The sequence below is a fragment of the Agromyces albus genome, assembly GCF_004134825.1.
Lineage (GTDB): Bacteria > Actinomycetota > Actinomycetes > Actinomycetales > Microbacteriaceae > Agromyces > Agromyces albus.
Map to the genome: position 1 here is coordinate 1 of NZ_SDPN01000061.1, position 16,839 is coordinate 16,839.

General features: G+C 69.6%; 15 protein-coding genes and 1 pseudogene. 14 read left to right on the forward strand and 2 right to left on the reverse strand.

The window, feature by feature from the left end; translation table 11 throughout:
• Positions 1-76: 76 nt before the first annotated feature.
• From ESP51_RS19010 to ESP51_RS19025, 4 genes are all read left to right on the forward strand, one after another.
• Positions 77-1,636: an ABC transporter substrate-binding protein gene (locus ESP51_RS19010; protein WP_129522458.1), complete on the forward strand. Its 1,560-nt coding sequence runs from the start codon at positions 77-79 to the stop codon at positions 1,634-1,636.
• A gap of 69 nt (positions 1,637-1,705) precedes the next feature.
• Complete coding sequence (locus tag ESP51_RS19015) at positions 1,706-2,686, forward strand: hydroxyacid dehydrogenase (RefSeq protein WP_129522459.1); 981 nt, start codon at positions 1,706-1,708, stop codon at positions 2,684-2,686.
• A gap of 94 nt (positions 2,687-2,780) precedes the next feature.
• Positions 2,781-3,809, forward strand: coding sequence for a LacI family DNA-binding transcriptional regulator (locus ESP51_RS19020; RefSeq protein WP_164990602.1), 1,029 nt, complete (start codon positions 2,781-2,783; stop codon positions 3,807-3,809).
• On the forward strand, positions 3,806-4,531 hold the full coding sequence (locus ESP51_RS19025) for a cupin domain-containing protein (RefSeq protein ID WP_129522461.1): 726 nt from the start codon (positions 3,806-3,808) through the stop codon (positions 4,529-4,531). The genes ESP51_RS19020 and ESP51_RS19025 overlap by 4 nt, the downstream gene beginning before the upstream one ends.
• A gap of 59 nt (positions 4,532-4,590) precedes the next feature.
• Here the strand turns inward: ESP51_RS19025 and ESP51_RS19030 are convergent, their stop codons facing one another.
• Positions 4,591-5,511 (reverse strand): NAD(P)-dependent oxidoreductase, encoded by a 921-nt coding sequence (locus tag ESP51_RS19030; protein ID WP_129522462.1) that lies wholly within the window; start codon positions 5,509-5,511, stop codon positions 4,591-4,593.
• Positions 5,512-5,572: 61 nt separating this feature from the next.
• Between ESP51_RS19030 and ESP51_RS19035 the strand changes: the two genes are divergently transcribed.
• From ESP51_RS19035 to ESP51_RS19075, 10 genes and pseudogenes are all read left to right on the forward strand, one after another.
• Positions 5,573-6,634, forward strand: a complete 1,062-nt coding sequence (locus ESP51_RS19035; protein ID WP_129522463.1) for a D-2-hydroxyacid dehydrogenase — start codon at positions 5,573-5,575, stop codon at positions 6,632-6,634.
• Between the two features lie 14 nt (positions 6,635-6,648).
• Positions 6,649-7,443, forward strand: a complete 795-nt coding sequence (locus tag ESP51_RS19040) for an IclR family transcriptional regulator (RefSeq protein WP_129522464.1) — start codon at positions 6,649-6,651, stop codon at positions 7,441-7,443.
• A 135-nt stretch (positions 7,444-7,578) separates the two neighbouring features.
• Positions 7,579-9,123 (forward strand): sugar ABC transporter ATP-binding protein, encoded by a 1,545-nt coding sequence (locus ESP51_RS19045; protein WP_129522465.1) that lies wholly within the window; start codon positions 7,579-7,581, stop codon positions 9,121-9,123.
• Positions 9,120-10,334 carry an ABC transporter permease gene (locus tag ESP51_RS19050; RefSeq protein WP_206737362.1) on the forward strand — a complete coding sequence of 405 codons (1,215 nt, stop codon included), beginning with the start codon at positions 9,120-9,122 and terminating at the stop codon, positions 10,332-10,334. The genes ESP51_RS19045 and ESP51_RS19050 overlap by 4 nt, the downstream gene beginning before the upstream one ends.
• Positions 10,334-11,521: a substrate-binding domain-containing protein gene (locus ESP51_RS19055; RefSeq protein WP_129522466.1), complete on the forward strand. Its 1,188-nt coding sequence runs from the start codon at positions 10,334-10,336 to the stop codon at positions 11,519-11,521. Before ESP51_RS19050 ends, ESP51_RS19055 begins: the two co-directional genes overlap by 1 nt.
• Positions 11,522-11,599: 78 nt before the next feature.
• Positions 11,600-12,562 (forward strand): cyclase family protein, encoded by a 963-nt coding sequence (locus ESP51_RS19060; RefSeq protein WP_129522467.1) that lies wholly within the window; start codon positions 11,600-11,602, stop codon positions 12,560-12,562.
• Positions 12,563-12,577: 15 nt separating this feature from the next.
• A complete protein-coding gene (locus ESP51_RS19065; RefSeq protein ID WP_129522468.1) occupies positions 12,578-13,603 on the forward strand; it encodes an NAD(P)-dependent oxidoreductase in 1,026 nt (341 codons plus the stop codon).
• 41 nt (positions 13,604-13,644) lie between these two features.
• Positions 13,645-14,094, forward strand: a pseudogene (locus tag ESP51_RS20900) (gluconokinase); the annotation flags it as partial.
• An 87-nt stretch (positions 14,095-14,181) separates the two neighbouring features.
• On the forward strand, positions 14,182-14,919 hold the full coding sequence (locus tag ESP51_RS20905) for an SDR family oxidoreductase (RefSeq protein ID WP_206737365.1): 738 nt from the start codon (positions 14,182-14,184) through the stop codon (positions 14,917-14,919).
• Positions 14,920-14,987: 68 nt separating this feature from the next.
• Positions 14,988-16,034 carry an L-idonate 5-dehydrogenase gene (locus ESP51_RS19075; RefSeq protein WP_129522470.1) on the forward strand — a complete coding sequence of 349 codons (1,047 nt, stop codon included), beginning with the start codon at positions 14,988-14,990 and terminating at the stop codon, positions 16,032-16,034.
• Between the two features lie 132 nt (positions 16,035-16,166).
• Here the strand turns inward: ESP51_RS19075 and ESP51_RS19080 are convergent.
• The coding region (locus tag ESP51_RS19080) for a thiamine pyrophosphate-dependent enzyme (RefSeq protein WP_241843265.1) at positions 16,167-16,839 on the reverse strand (673 nt) is incomplete at its 5' end.

A 16,839-nucleotide genomic window follows, 5' to 3' on the forward strand; every position in this document is an offset into this window, starting at 1 on the left:
CCACCCCCGCACCACCGCCCGACCCCAACACCACCCCTGCAACACACGTTCGATCACCTCTAGGAAGGAACGCACCATGACGGCACTCCCCAACGGCGCCGGGCTGTCACGTCGAGGTTTCCTCGCCGGAGCCGGCGCGGCGGCCGCGGCCATCGCGCTCGCCGCCTGCACCCCCGGTGGAGGAGGCGGAGGCGCTCGCAGCGCCTACGGCCTCCTGCTGCCCGGCGATGTTCCCCCGCAATGGGACCGGATCCGCGACGCAGTCAACAAAAAGCTGAAGGCCGACCTCGGCTTCGAATTCAAGCCCGAGTTCATCAACTGGAAGGACTACGGGTCGCAGTCGCTCCTGAAGTTCACTGCCGGTGAGAAGTTCGAGACCGCGCTCAGTGCCCGCTGGCTCAACATCGCGCAGCTCATCGAGTCGAAGGCGCTCGTTCCGCTCGACAGTGCCATCAACAGCGGTGACTACCCGAACCTGACCGCCACGATCGACAAGAGCGCCTTCGACGCCAACCGATGGACCGACGGCGAGATCTACGGCATCCCCGCTGTCAACAGCGCGGCCCGCATCCACCACCACGTCGCCCGCGGCGACCTCGTCGAGAAGTACGCCGGCGGCAGCATCACGACCTTCGAGCAGCTCGAGAAGTTCTGGTACGACGTCGTGCAGAAGGAGGGCATCCCCGGATACATCAACCGGAACTCCGTGTTCGACGTGCTCGGCGCGCCCACCGGCAATCTCTACGCCGAGGGCTGGGAGTCGCCCGACCTCATCCCGCTGTACTTCTCGAGCGACTCGCTGCTGTTCGTGCCGGGCAAGAACGCTGCGTCGAGCGGGTCTGCGAACGCCGTCCCGTTCTGGGAGTACGAGCCCTACGTGGAGTCGCTGCACCGCGTTCGGAAGTACTACCAGGACGGCATCATCAACGCCGACCGCCTCAACGCCGACCCGGCCACGCTCCGTGCCCAGTTCGACGGCGGCGGCGCTGCGACGACGTGGGGCATCACCGATGGCAACGACACCTCTTCGCACCTGGCGCAGCTCGAGAAGGCCGTCTCGGGCGCGACCCTCGTGACATTGCTTCCGTTCCGCGACGGTGAGGGCGCGAAGCCCAACCAGACCTTCCAAGCCGACAACGTCGTCGTGGTCAACGCGAAGGGGGCCGACAACGACGCCGCGCTGCAACTGCTCGACTGGGTCTCGATCCAGGAGAACCACGACCTCCTCCAGTACGGCGTCGAGGGCACCGACTGGAAGGCGGTCGGCGACGACGGCTACGAGGCGACCGGCGAGTACAACAACTTCCCCGGGTTCGCGCTCAGCTGGCGCATCCCGCTCGAGCGCAAGTTCTCTCGCATGAGCGAGTCGGAGAGCGGATGGTTCGAATGGTCGAAGTCGTACGACAACTTCACGCTCGACCCGTTCGCGACCTTCATCCCCGACCTCTCCGAGATCGAGAGCGAGCACTCGCAGATCACCGCCGCGATCGCCGAGTACGGCAACCCCCTCTGGGCCGGCGCCGTCGAGGTCGAAGCCGGCCTCGACAGTCTGAAGAAGGCGGTCGACCAGGCCGGGCTCACCAAGGTGCAAGACGAACTCAACAAGCAGGCTGACGCCTACCTGGCGTCGCAGTAGACGTGTTCCGGGGCTTTCGTTCCCCCAGCGAAAGCCCCGGACACACCCACACAGGATTGAAGGAGCAGGGTGATCGAATACGCCGTCGCGGTCGGCTCGAACCGACTCGCAGAACGTCTCTTCGGCTCCTCGTTCGAGGGGCTGGCGGATGTCCCTGCCGAGCGGGTCGGCGGAGTGCTCACCGAGTTCGAATCGGATGTCTCGCGCCGGGTCCTCGCGCGGGCCGACGCGCTGCTCACCGGTTGGGACACGCCTCCGCTGACGGCCGCCGCCCTCGACGCGGCGCCTCGGCTGCGACACGTGATCCATGCCGGTGGTGCGGTCGAGTGGCTGTTCCCCGACGGCGGGCGCGGCATCGAGGCATCCGACACCGGCGCAGTCAACGCGACGCCGGTCGCCGAGTATGCGCTCGCGATGGTGCTGCTCGCGAACAAAGACGCGTTCCGCGCCCGGGAGCTCTACCGCGACCGGCGTGCGTACATCGATCGCGAGGAGGAGTTCGAGGCGAGCGGCAACCACATCCGCACGGTCGGCGTCGTCAGCGCTTCGCGAACGGGCAGGGCGCTCATCGAGTTGCTGCGACCCTTCGCGACCTTGCGCGTGCTCGTGTACGACCCCTACCTCGGCGCTCGAGACGCGCACGCACTCGGTGTGGAATCGGTGACGCTCGCCCAGCTGATGCGCTCGAGCGACGTGGTGACCCTGCACCCCCCGGTGCTTCCCGACACGATCGGCATGATCAGCGAGGAGATGCTCGCGCTCCTCCCCGATGGCGCGACGCTCATCAACACGGCCCGCGGCGAGATCGTCGACCAAGCCGCGCTGGAACGTGAACTGCGCAGCCGGCGGATCAAGGCGATCCTCGATGTGAGCGAGCCCGAGCCGCTGCCGGCGTCATCGCCGCTCTACGACCTGCCGAACGTCTTCCTCACGCCGCACATCGCCGGCTCCATGGGCACCGAGCTTCGGCGCATGGGCGACGAGGTGGCCGCGATCCTGACCCGCTTCGCCGGCAGGGAGCGGCACGCACAGGGTGCGCCGCTCGGATGACATCGGAATCCGCCGCCGCATGGTGCCGGCCCGAGCCCGCTGCGGAAAACGTTTCCGTTAGGATTTCCCTAGAGATCAGGGGGAAATGTCGACGATGAGCGAGACGACTTCGACCCGGGCCGCTCGCCTGTCGGACGTTGCTCGACTCGCCGGCGTCTCTGCCGCCACGGCGTCGCGAGCACTCAACGGCAGCGACCGCGGAGTTCGCGAAGCCAACCGGGCGAAGGTGCTCGAGGCGGCGAAGACCCTGGGCTACACGACCAACGTCGCAGCGCAGGCGGTGGCGCGCGGTCGCAACCGCGGCGTGACGCTGGTGGTCAAGGGGATTCCCGAGGACTATGCCAACCCGATCATCTCGGGCGTCGTCACGGCGGCCCAGCGCCGCGGCCTCCCGGTCACCATCACCTCGGCGGGCACCGACCCGGCCGACCTCGTCGAAGCGGTGCACAACGCCCGCAGCCACCGCCCCGAGATCCTCATGATCACCGGCGGCCGGGCGACGGATGACGCGACGATTCCAGAGCTCGTCGACGCTCTCCAGCGTTACGAAGCCGAGGGCGGGCGAGTGGTGCTCATCACGCAGCCCGGCCTGCCGTTCGACACGGTCGCCTATGAGAACCGCAAAGGCGGTTACGACATGGCGAAGACACTGGCCGGCCTCGGATATCGCAACTTCGCCGTCATCTCGGGCATGAAGCACGGCCTGACGCAACGCGATCGCACGGCCGGATTCATCGAGGGTCTCGCGGAGTCGGGCATCCAGCTCCCAGCCGACCGTGTCCTGATCGGCGAGTTCACCCGCGACGCGGCCTACGCGATGACCGGCGACCTGCTGCGACGAGGCATCCCGGTGGAGGCGATCTTCGCGGTGAACGACGCGATGGCGCTCGGCGTGCTGACCTTTCTCCGCGACGCCGGCCGCTCGATCGCGGTGGCCGGATTCGACGACATCCAAGCCCTCCGGGATGTCACGCCGTCGCTGAGCACGGTGCACCTGCCGTGGGACCAGGTGGCCGACGAGGCGTTGACGATGGCGATGGGGCCGCGGGGCGATGAGCCGCGCACCATCATGATCGAGGGTCATGTCGTCGTTCGCGAGAGCACGCCGTCGGTGGTGCCATGAGCGACGCGTCGACGTTCCCGGGTGGCACGGCGGTCTCGTGGCTCGACGTCTACGACTCGGAGTCGATCGACGGGCTTCGTGGCGGCTCGCCGCACATGCACCTCGCGTCGGCGGAATGCTACGTCGTCGTCGGCGGTCGTGGGCGGCTCCAGACGCTCAATCGGTCGGGAGTGAAGGAGACGCAGCTCGAGCCGGGCGTCGTCGTGTGGTTTACGCCCGGCACGGTGCATCGTGCGATCAACGACGGCGACCTGCGCGTGCTCGTGATCATGCAGAACGCCGGATTGCCCGAGGCGGGCGACGCTGTGATGACGTTCCCGGCCGAGCACCTCGTCGACGCCGAGACGTATCGTTCGGCGGCGCAGTTGCCCGAGCGGCTGACGGAGGCCGAGCGCCAGGCGGATGCCGACCGGCGCCGGGATCTCGCAGTGCGGGGGTTTCTCGAGCTTCGCGACGCAGCAGAAGCGGGCGATTTCGCGCCCTTCGAGGCGTTCGCCGCCGCAGCGGCTCGGATCGTGCAGCCGCGCGTCGGCGAGTGGCAGGGCATCTGGCGCGGAGTCGTCGGCGCGCAAGCCGACGAGACCCGGCGATCGATGGACGGTCTTGCGGCCGGCGACTGGAGCTCGTTGCTCGCGGCGGGCGTCTTCGAGGCATCCGCGAATCCCGGTGATCGGCGATTCGGCATGTGCGGGCGACTCCGCACCTACCAGCTCGCCCGGTGATCGAGTAGCGCGAAGCCGAAGGCGTATCGAGGCCGCACACCCGCCTTGGCGGAGCATCCTCAGTCCAGTGGTCGCTCCGAAAGCGACTCGACGAAGGCTCGCGTGACCGCGATGTCGTCGTCGCCGTAACCGCGATCGACCAGCGCAGTGAACGCGGCGAGGAGCGCCTCGGTCTGCGGCAGCACCGTGTCGGTGCGGCGGGCCTCGTCGAGGGCGAACCCGAGGTCCTTCACCATGTACCGGGCGGGTCCGGCGACCCGATAGTCGCGATCGACGATGCGATCGCCCCTGGTCTCGAGAATGCGACTCGAGGCATAACCCCGGCCGAGGAGTTCGAACAGCGCACGAACGTCGAGTCCTGAGCGGTCGGCCAGCACCGCCGCCTCGCCGAGGGCCAAGACCGTGGCGGCGACGATCGCCTGGTTGCACGCCTTCGCGACCTGTCCAGAGCCGAGGGGTCCGAGGTGCACCGGAGTGCCGAGACGCTCGAGCACGGGCATCGCCGACGACACGGATGCCGCATCGCCGCCGACCATGATCGCCAGCTCGGCGTTCTGCGCGCCCTCCACACCGCCCGAGACCGGGCAGTCGACGACCGACACGAGCCCTGACGACTCCGATGCTGCGCGGGCGGCCAGTTCTCTCACGAGGGAGGGGGCCGACGTCGACGCGATCAGGAGCACGGTCGGCGCCGTGACGGCCTGGATGATCCCGTGGTCGCCCCAGAGCATGGCCTCGAGCTGGGGGATGTCGGGCAGCACCGAGAGCACCACGGAAGCGCTTGCGAGGCCCGCCGGGTCGTCGGCCCATTCGGCTCCGTCGTGCAGCAGCGCGGAGACCTTGTCGCGGTTGCGGGCATGCACGATGAGCGTGCCGCCCGTCTCTCGAGCTGCGCCGAGGAGGTGGCGAGCCATCGGCATTCCCATGTTTCCCAGGCCGACGACGGCGACGGTCGTCGGATACGTTTGGGGGACTGACATGTGTTCAGTATAGAGAACCCGGTACAGTATGTGGAACAACTGTGATCGGGGAACAGAGAACATGGAAAGACCACGTCGCCTTCGAGTGGCCATCGCCGCTCCGCTCTCGGCTGAGCTCGTCGAGCGGCTCCAGCAGCGCGAGCCCCGGCTCGACCTCCTCGTGGACCACTCCCTACTCCCGCCGATGCGGTTCCCCGCTGACTTCGCCGGCGACCCGGCATTCACCCGCTCACCGGCGGAGCAGACTCGCTTCGAGACGATGCTCGACTCGGCCGACGCGCACTACGGCATCGCCGACACCTCGCCCAGCGCGCTCAAGCGGGCCGTCGCGGCAAATCCTCGCCTTCGCTGGGTGCACACCATGGCCGCGGGCGGCGGATCGCAAGTGGCCGCCGCAGGCCTCGATGACGGCGAACTGTCGCGAGTCGTGTTCACCACCTCGGCGGGCGTCCACGCCCGCCCCCTCGCCGAGTTCGCCCTGTTCGGTCTCCTTGCGGGAACGAAAGATCTCCCGGGGCTCCAGCGCGACCAGGCGGCACGCGAATGGCCCGCCGTTCGCAGGCCACTCGGCGTCCTCGCCGGTTCGACGGTCCTCGTCGCGGGGTTGGGCGGTATCGGACGGGAGGTCGTGAGTCTCCTGGGCGGCCTCGGGGTCACGGTCCTCGGGCTCGGGCATCGAACGAGCCATCCCGTTCCCGGCCTGGCGCGCCGGATCCGGCGACGGGAGCTCGCAGACACGATCGGCGAGGTCGACGGCATCGTGCTCGCCCTGCCCGGGACGGCTCGGACCGAGGGATTGTTCGGGGCGGATCTGCTGCGTCGCGTCAAACCGGGCACCGTGCTCGTCAACGTCGGTCGCGGAACCGTCATCGACGAGCCGGCGCTCATCGAAGCGTTGCGCATCGGTCGGCTCGGCTATGCGGCCCTCGACGTGGTCGCGCAGGAGCCACTGTCGCGAGAGAGCGAGCTGTGGTCGCTCCCGAACGTGCTGATCAGCCCTCACACGGCCGCGCTCGACCCGCGGGAAGAGGAGCGGATCGCCGACCTCTTCGCCGCCAATGCGACACTGTTCCTCGACGGTCGCACGATGACGAATGTCGTCGACACCGTGGAGTTCTACTGACGCAGGAGGAATCGATGTCCGACGACCGGTCGCAAGACCCTCGCGACCCCGCCCCGGCCCTGTCGCGGGCCATCCGCATCATCGAGGTGCTCGCGGCCGCCGACGGGACACCCGTGGCCATGAGCGACATCGCCCGGTCGATCGGTGCGGCCAAGTCGTCGACCTCGAACCTGTGCAGCGTCCTCGAGGACGCTCGCCTGATCCGACGGCTCGACACCGGGTACACGCTCGGGCATCGGACGGTCGAATTCGGCGGTGCGTATCTGGGCGGCTTCAACGAGGTCCGGGAGTTCTACCGGTTCTGCGCCGATGCGCCGCTCCTGTCGCAGGAGGTCGCCCAGATCGCCATGCTCGATGGAACGGATGTCGTCTACCTCGCCCGCCATGAGGGACGTTCGCCGTTGCGGTTGACCGCCAACATCGGCGACCGGTTCCCGGCAGCGCCCACCGCGGTCGGCAACGCGCTGCTGGCCGACCTGCCCGATGACGAGATCGTGCGGCGCTTCAGTGCTCCCGGAGCCTTCCCGAAGCGCACCGAGCAGAGCGTGAGCAACATCCCCGCCCTGCTCGACAAGCTCGCACGGGTGCGCAAGGACGGGTACGCGGTGGATGAGAACGAGGTCCACCCGGGTATCTCCGGACTCGCGGTCCGGGTCCCACCACGGTCGAGCTCGTCGCCGGCCCTGGCGATCGGCTGCTCGTACCTCACCGCCGCGACCTCCGCGGTGCAGCGCTCGGGGATCGTCGACGAGCTGCGTCAGCTCAAGCTCCTCCTCGAGAATCCGATGCAGCCCTCGCTCGCTTCCTGACGAACTGGGCCGCGAAGCCCCGACATGGCCCTACGCTGAAACAATTCTCGCTTTCAGGAGTTCAACATGTTGAACTCCGTTCACTCAGGTGATACCTTCCAGTGAGCGAGAACGCGTATCGAAGGAGATAGGGACATGGCGGAGACCGACCCGTTGCGGCCAGACGAGCTGCCGCTGCTCAGCGTCAGGGGCCTGAGCAAGTCGTTCTACGCCACCCGCGCGGTCGACGACGCTTCCTTCGACGTTCGTCAGGGTGAGATCGTGTCGCTCCTCGGCGAGAACGGCGCCGGCAAGTCGACCGTGATCAAGATGCTCGCCGGCGTCTACAAGCCCGACGCGGGCGAGATCCTCCTCGCCGGTGCCGACGTCAACGGCGGCGGCATCCGCAAGCAGATCTCCTTCGTGCACCAGAACCTCGGCCTCATCGAGTGGATGACGGTCGCCGAGAACATCGCCCAGAGCCTCGGATACCCTCGCACCGCCCTCGGCCTCATCAGCGCCAGGAAGATGCGAGCGCAAGCCGAAGAGGTGCTCTCCTCGATCGGGGGCGGCATCGACCCCGACACTCGCATCTTCGACCTCCCGCGTACGGAGCGGAGCCTGCTGGCCATCGCCCGTGGCCTCGTCAGCCGACCCAAGCTCCTCGTGCTCGACGAGCCCACGGCCTCGCTTCCCGCCGGAGACGTCGAGCGACTCTTCGAGGTTTTGCGGGTGCTGCGGAACTCGGGCGTCGGCATGATCTACGTGTCCCATCGCCTCGACGAGGTCTACGAGATCAGCCAGCGCGCCGTCGTCATGCGCAACGGGCGCGTCGTCGCCGACCGCCCCGTGGCGGATATCTCGCCCCGGCAGCTCGTCGAGCTCATCGTCGGACGCGACACCGTGCCGCCGCGCTTCGACGCGCCCGGCGACGCCGTGCGTCTCGAACTCGACGAAGTGCGAGCGGGCGGCGGGGAACCGGTGAGTCTTCGCGTCCGGCGCGGCGAGGTGGTCGCCATCTGCGGCCTCCGCGGAGCAGGCCAAGACATCCTCGGCCGCGCCATCGCGGGTGCGATCCCGATCACGGACGGTGAGATCCGGCTCGACGGCGCCGCGTTCCGGCCCCGCAGCATCCACGATGCCGTCGCCGCCGGCGTCGCCTTCGCGACCTCGAACCGCGAGTCCGAAGCCGTCGCCGCCGGACTGAGCGTGCGCGAGAACCTCTTCCTCAACCCCGAGGTGTGGGGCCGGCCGGCCTGGAAGCCCAGGTCGGTGCGCGACGAGCGGCGAGAGGCGAAAGCCGTGCTGGCCCCATTCGACGTGCGCCCGGCCGATACCGAGTTGTCGCTCGACACCTTCTCCGGGGGCAACCAGCAGAAGGTGATCCTCGCCAGGTGCTTCGGGCGCGGCCGCAAGGTCGTCGTGCTCGAGGAGCCGACGATGGGCGTCGACGTCGGGGCGAAGTCCGACATCTACGGCCTGCTCGGCGAGATCACCGCGACCGGCACCGGAGCGGTCGTCATCTCCACCGACATGGAGGAGGTCGCGAAGATCGCGCACCGGGCGATCGTGATGGGCCGCGGGCGCATCGTCGCCGTCCTCGAGGGCACCGAACTGACCATCCCCAACCTGATCGCCGCAGCATCCGACCTCGATCGCGTCGGAGAGCTCCCGTCCCATAGCGAAACGAGCGCCGCATGAGCATGAACACCTCGGTCAAGTCGACCGCCCTCGAGCCCGGGCCTGGCTCCCGGTTCTTCACGAGGCTGACGAGCAACTACGGGATGGTCATCCTCACCGTCGTGCTGTTCGCGTTGTTCGCCGTGCTGCGGCCCGACACGTTCGCCTCGCTGCTCAACTTCCAGCTGCTGGCTTCGAGTCGTTCAGTGCTCCTGATCCTCGCGCTCGCGGTCACGATCCCGATGGTCGCGGGCAAGATCGACCTCTCCATCGGTTATGGCGTGGGGCTCTGGCAGGTGATGGCCCTGTCGTGGCAGATCCAGGGGCTCGACTACCGCATCGTCATCATCCTCGTCCTCATCGGCGGAGGCGTCGTCGGGCTCCTCAATGCCCTCCTCGTTGAACTGGCACAGGTCGACGCGTTCATCGCGACCCTCGCGACCGGGCAGGTCATCTTCGCGGTGACGTACTGGTACACCGGGGGCCGGCAGGTCACCGACTCGGCGGGCGCCCGCGCGGTCGCCTTCGACGAGATCTCGCGCTGGTCGCTCGGACCCATCCCGGGCCCGTTCATCATCGCCATCGTGATCGCCGTGATCATCTGGCTCGTGCTCGACTATCTTCCCGTCGGCCGCTACCTCTACGCGGTGGGCGCCAACCCGGCGGCCGCCGTGCTCTCGGGCATCCCGCGACGCAAGTACGTCGTGAGCGCCATGGTGTTCTCGGGCATGCTCACGGGCGTCGCGGGCATCCTCCTCGCGTCGAGGCAGGCCGGCGTCGCCCAGGCGAACATCGGCCCCGAGTACCTGCTGCCCGCACTCGCCGCGGTGTTCCTCGGCTCGACGACGATCCGCCCCGGTCGCGTCAACGGGCTCGGCACGGTGCTCGGCGTCGCGATCGCTGCCATCGGCATCTCGGGCCTGCAGCAACTGCTGCCCGGCCAGTTCTACCTCGAGCCGCTCTTCAACGGACTCACCCTCGTTGCGGCGATCACGATCGCCTCGCTCGCCACCCGCCGGCGCGTGTCGCGTGCGGAGGCGGTCCCCGTCGTCGCAGCGGACGCGACCGACCCCGGCGACACGGCCGATCCGGCTTCACCCGATTCGGTCCCGCCGGCCCCGCGCGGCGCATCCGATGATCCGGACACTCCGCCCGCGGCATCCGACGACCCCTTCACCCCATCCGAGCCGACCCCCAACACCACTCGTGAACCCATTGGAAAGGAAAACTGATGCGCACAGCACATGCGAAGAGGCATCTCGCGCTCACGGCACTCGCCATCCCCGTCCTGATCGTCACCGGCCTGGCCGCGTGCTCGAGCGGCAGCGTCGGAACCGGCGGGACGACGGGCGAACCCGTCGCTGCCGCCGACACCCAGGACTTCTCCTCGATCCTGCCGACGAGCGACCCCGTGGAGTTCTCGAAGCAACTCGTCGAGGCGAGCCTCTCGTCGTCAGAGGGCTTCACACCGCCCTCCGAGGGTCCGACCGCCCAGGAGCCGGGCGCTCGCGTCGCGTTCGTCGGCAGCGACCTGACGAACGGCGGCATCAACACGGTCGCCGAGGGCGTCACGGAGGCCGCCGCGGTGATCGGGTGGACCGTGGACTCGTATGACGGGAAGGCCACCGCGCAGGGTCGGTCCGACGCCATGAACCAGGCGATCGCCTCACAACCCGCCGCCATCATCGTCGGCGGCTTCGACCCGACCGAGCAGGCGACTTCGATCCAGCAGGCGACGGATGCCGGCATCCCCGTGATCGGCTGGCACGCCGGCTCCGAGGCGGGCCCCGGCAATGGGCTCTTCACGAACGTCTCGACCGACCCGCTCACGGTCTCGCAGCTGGCGGCGGCCTACGCGGTCGCGGATTCGGATGGCACCGCCGGCGTGGCGATCTTCACCGACGGGCAATACGACATCGCCGTCCTGAAGGCCGACGCCATGCAGGCCTACGTCGAGGCGTGCGAGGGCTGCTCGGTGCTCTCCTATCAGGACTCGCCGATCGCGGAGGCCGGCCAGCGCATGCCCGGCATCATCTCCAACCTCCTGCAGGAGAACGGTGACGACCTCGGCTACCTGCTCGCCATCAACGGCAACTACTTCGGCGGCGCCCAGGAGGCCCTGCGCGCCGCGGGCAAGGACCCGGCCGGTGAGCCGAAGTCCGTTGCGGCGGGCGACGGCGACGCGGCCGAGTTCCAGCGCATCCGCAACGTCGACTACCAGGCGGCGACGGTCGCCGAGCCGCTCCTCCTCCAGGGGTGGCAGCTCGTCGACGAGGCCAATCGGGCGATCGCCGGGGAGGACGCGTCGACGTTCGTCGCGGCGCCCGCGTTGATCACCGTCGACAACGTGCCCGATGGCGACGTGTACGACCCCGCGAGCGGCTACCGGGACGTCTACCGGGCCATCTGGGGCAAGTAGAAAGCATGAGCGGCGGGGCCGGCTCTCCCGGGGCCGGCCCTGCTTCAGAAACGGCGGCGCGAGCCGCGAGAGGACACCATGAGCAACGACCAGTCGGCGGATGCCGCCGCCACGAGCTCCCGCCCCACGAAGCCCGTCTCCGTGGCGGAGTTCGACGCCATGTACGAGGGCCTGAAGGCCTGGCACACGTGGGCCGACGCCGATCGCGGCGCCTGGAACCGGGTCACTCCCGCGTCGGCTGCAGCGGCATCCGGAACCGTCTCCAGTGGCAGGATCGTGCAGACGGCCCTGCCGTGGAACACCGAGGCCGCGGTCGACAACCCGCGGCCCGCCCTGCATCACATGGTCGACCTCGGCGACCGCGAGGCAGAGGAGCCGTCGACGAACAAGGACTTCCTCGCCGTCGACTACCACGGCAAGTCGGTGACGCACCTCGACGCGCTCTCGCACATCGCCTATCGAGGCGAACTGTTCGGAGGCGTGGTCAGCAGCGAGGCCGTGAAGACGAACGGCACCGGGTTCGGCGACGTCGCATCGCTCGGGGCCTTCGTCGGGCGGGGCGTCCTGCTCGACATCCCGGCGGCCCGTGGGGTGCCGTGGCTCGAGCCCGGCGAAGCCGTCTACGCCGATGACATCGAGGCGGCGGAGCGCGCGCTCGGTGTCCGCATCGGTGCGGCGGATGCAGTGCTCCTCCGCACCGGCCACAAGCGCCGCCGCAACGAGCTCGGTGCGTGGGACTCGTCGAACCTGAGCGCGGGACTCCACGCCAGCGCGATGCCCCTGCTCGCCGAGCGGGAGATCGCCCTGCTCGGGTCCGACGGCGACAGTGACGTGAGGCCGTCGCCGGTGCCCGGCGTCCACTCGCCCGTCCACATCCTCGCGATCACGGCGCTCGGCGTGCCGCTCATCGACAACCTCGACCTCGAGGCGCTCTCGGATGCGGCGCGCGAGGAGCACCGGTACGAGTTCCTCTTCGTCGTCGCGCCCTTGAACGTTCCCGCGGGCACCGGTTCGCCGGTCAATCCCATCGCCATCTTCTGAAACGAGAGACAGACCATGAGACCAGTCGGCATCAGCAACGACTTCCTCGGTCCCGACGGGGCCAACCTCTGGGGAGACATCGGACTCTCAGGCCTCGACGATGCCGGAGTCGATTGGGAGTACCTCGAGACGGATGTCCCGGTGCTCCGCCCGGAGGACGTCGAGGGCCGCCCCGCAGTGCTCTTCGCGGGCCCGGCCGTCGACGCGTCGACCTTCGCCGGCGTGGACTCACCGCCCGCCGTGCTCGCGCGCTTCGGCGTGGGGTACGACGCCGTCGACCTCGACGCGTGCACCTCAGCCGGCGTGGCCGTGACGATCACCCCCGATGGCGCCCAGCGCCCGGTCGCCACGGCGGCCCTCGGGATGCTCCTCGGCGGGCTCCTGAACCTCCCCGTGAAGGATCGACTCGTGCGCGAGGGCCGATGGGACGAGCGAACCGACTGGATGGGTCGCGGACTGACGGGCACGACCGTCGGCATCGTCGGGTTCGGCAGCACGGCCACGGACTTCGCGAGCCTCCTGGAGCCGTTCGGCGTCTCGATCCTGGCGTACGACCCGTACTGCCCACCGGAGCGCGCCGAAGCATTCGGGGCCCGCCTCGTCGGCATCGAAGAGCTCGCGGAGCAGAGCGACGCGGTCGTGGTGATGGCAGTGCTGACCCCCGAGACCCTGCATCTCGTCGGCGCCGAGTTCCTCGCCCGCATGCGACCCACCGCGACGCTCGTCAACGTCGCGCGTGGTCCGATCGTCGACGAGCCCGCCCTCATCGAGGCGCTGCGTCACCGACGCATCCGGTTCGCGGCCCTCGACGTGTTCGAGCGCGAGCCCCTTCCCGGCGACAGTCCGCTCCTCGAACTGGACAACGTGCTCCTCACCCCGCACAGCGTCGGCTGGACCGACGAGATGTCGCTCGGCAACGGACGGAGTGCGGTCGGGGCCATCCTCGACGTGCTCGCGGGGCGTGAGCCCCGATTCGTCGTCAACAAGGCCGTGCTCACCTCGGATGCCTGGCGGGCACGACTCGGCGCCCTGGTGCGCTGATGGCGGCATCCGTGACCCTCTCGGGCCGCCCGGTCGTCGTGATGGGGGTCTCCGGATCGGGCAAGACGACGGTCGGCAGCCGGCTGGCCCGGGAGCTGGATCGGCACTTCCTCGACGGCGACGACCTGCACCCGCGCGAGAACAGGGCCAAGATGGCCGCCGGCATCCCCCTCGATGACGACGACCGGCGCCCGTGGCTCGAGGAGATCTCGCTGCGGCTCCGATCAGGCGACGACGCGGGGCATCCGCTCGTGATCGCGTGCTCGGCGCTCAAGCGCTCCTACCGCGACATCCTCACCTCGCTCGCGCCCTCGACGGTGTTCGTGCACCTGGCCGGCGATCCGGCGGTGATCGGCGATCGGATGCGTGCCCGCGACCACGAGTTCATGCCCGCGACGCTGCTCGCCTCCCAAGTGGCGGTGCTCGAGCCGCTCGGGGATGACGAGGGCGGCGTCGTGATCGACATCACGCGCTCGCCCGACGACGTCGTCGGCGCCGCGCTCGCCGCGTTGGCATCGCTCGAAACGCCTGAGGCTCAGGACGCACCCGAGCGAGGGCTGTTCGACCTCACGGGCCGCATGTGCCTCGTGACCGGGTCGAGTCGCGGAATCGGCAACGTCATCGCCCGCGGCCTCGCCGACGCCGGAGCCACGGTCGTGCTCAACGGCGTGGATCCGGGCCGACTCGCGGCAGCACGGGAGAACCTCGCGGCGACCCACGGCGACCGGATCCACGCGCGCGCCTTCGACGTGACCGACCAGGGAGCCGTCGCCGACGCCGTTGCTGCGATCGAGGCGGAGCTCGGACCGGTGGGCGTGCTCGTGAACAACGCCGGCATCCAGCACCGCGAGCCGCTCCTCGACGTCTCCGTCGAGGACTGGAACCGCGTGCTGACCACCGACCTGACGAGCGCGTTCCTCGTCGGGCGCGAAGTCGCCCGGTCGATGATCGCGAGAGGCCGGGGCAAGATCATCAACATCGCCTCGGTGCAGGCCGACCTGGCGCGCCCGAGCATCGGCCCGTATACGGCGGCCAAGGGCGGCCTGCGCAACCTGACGCGGGCCATGACCGCGGAATGGGCGGGCGCGGGCCTGCAGATCAACGCCATCGCACCCGGCTACATCCACACCGAGATGACCCAGCCGCTCGTCGATGACCCCGAGTTCAACGCCTTCATCCTCCGTCGCACGCCTGCTGCCCGGTGGGGCGCCACACGAGACCTCGTCGGTCCGGCGGTGTGGCTGGCATCCGACGGCTCCGACTTCGTCAACGGCCAGGTGATCTTCGTCGACGGCGGCATGACGGTCATCGTGTGAGTCGCGGTGCCCCCTCCATCGCCGGCCGACGGCCGCATCCGATGTCCGCGAACAGAAGGAACACGTATATGACCGAGAACCTCGGGGTCGTCGCCCACGCCGCGAACGACCTGCGCGTCGAGACGCTGCCCGAGCCGAGTCCAGCGCCCGACGAGGCGGTGATCGCGGTCACCTACGGCGGCATCTGCGGCTCCGATCTCCACTATTGGCGCCACGGCGCGGCCGGGGAATCCATCTTGCGCGAACCGATGATCCTCGGGCACGAGGTCGTCGGCGTCGTCGAACGGGTGGCCTCCGATGGCTCCGGCCCGCCCGTGGGCACGACCGTCGCCGTGCACCCGGCGACGGCGGGGGCGGGCGGGCCTCGCTTCCCCGCGGACCGGCCGAACCTCTCGGGCGGCACCTACCTGGGCAGTGCCGCTCGGATGCCGCACACGCAGGGGGCGTTCGCGCGGCGGGTTGCTTTGCCGACGCGGATGCTCCGGCCACTTCCGCCGGGACTCGACCAACGCACCGCCGCCCTCATCGAACCGGCATCCGTGGCGTGGCACGCGGTGAACCGGGCCGGCGACCTCTCGGGAGCGCGCGTGCTCGTGATCGGCAGCGGGCCGATCGGCGCGCTCATCGTCGCGGTCGCCAAGCGGGCCGGTGCTGCGGAGATCGTGGCGACGGACCTGCGCGAGGAACCGCTCGCCCTCGCGCGGCGCCTCGGAGCGACCCGCACCCTGTCGGCGACCGCCGCCGACGAGATCGCGGCCGTCGACGCCGACGTCGTGTTCGAGAGTTCCGGGAGCGCTCGGGGGCTCGCCTCCGCCGTGACCGGCGCCACCCGCGGCGGCCGTGTCGTGATGGTCGGCCTGCTGCCCGCGGGAGAGCAGCCCGCGCTCGTGTCACTCGCGATCACTCGTGAGCTCGAACTGGTCGGGTCGTTCCGATTCGTCGACGAGATCGACGAGGTCATCGCGGCCCTCGCCGACGGGAGCCTCGACATCGCGGCGGTCATCACCCAGGTCTTCCCGATGGAGGAGGCGCTCGACGCCTTCGCGGTCGCGGCCGACCCGAGCGCGTCGAGCAAGGTGCTGCTGTCGTTCGGCGCGCCGCCGGTGGTCGAGTAGGCCGCGAAGCAGCCGTATCGAGACTACCTTCGGGCTACCCGCGGGTGGTTTCGATAGGCGTCGGGCTTCGCCCGGCGCTACTCAACCACCGGTGGGTGGTTTCGATAGGCGTCGGGCTTCGCCCGGCGCTACTCAACCACCGGAATTCACGCGAATGATCTCCTGCTGGTAGGGGGCGACGACCGTGCCGGAGATGCGGCAGTCGAGCAGCAGGAAGCGCCGCTCGGCGACGGGTTCGCGGTTCCATTCGTCGAGGCGATCGAGGTCGGCGAGCGTGCGCACGACGACGCCCTCGGCCCCGACCGCAGCCGCGAGCCCCGCGAAGTCGGTCTCGGGGATGCGCATCGGTGCCTCGGCAAGCCCCATGAGCCCGTAGAGGTTGACCTCGGCGCTGTACGCGGCGTCGTTCCAGACGACGGCGATGCCGCGGCCCGCGGCGGTGCGCACGGCGGTCTCGAGGTCGGCGAGTGCCATGAGCCCGCCGCCGTCGCCGGTCGTGAGCACGATCGCGGCATCCGGATCGGCGGCCGCCGCGCCCGCGACGCTCGGGAAGCCGAGGCCGATCGACTGGAACGCCGTGCCCACCATGATCATGCGGTCGGGCGAGGCGACGGGCCAGTACATGTTCGCCCAGCCGATGAAGTGCCCGCCGTCGGAGACGACGATGCGATCCGCGGGGAGCAGCTCAGCGAGCCGGGCGGCGACGCTGCGCGGGTCGAGGCGCCCGTCGGCGGCAAGACCGTCGCCGGCTGGGCGGGCCGCGAGCGCCGCAACGTCGACCGACTCGCGCCATCCAGGCGGGGTC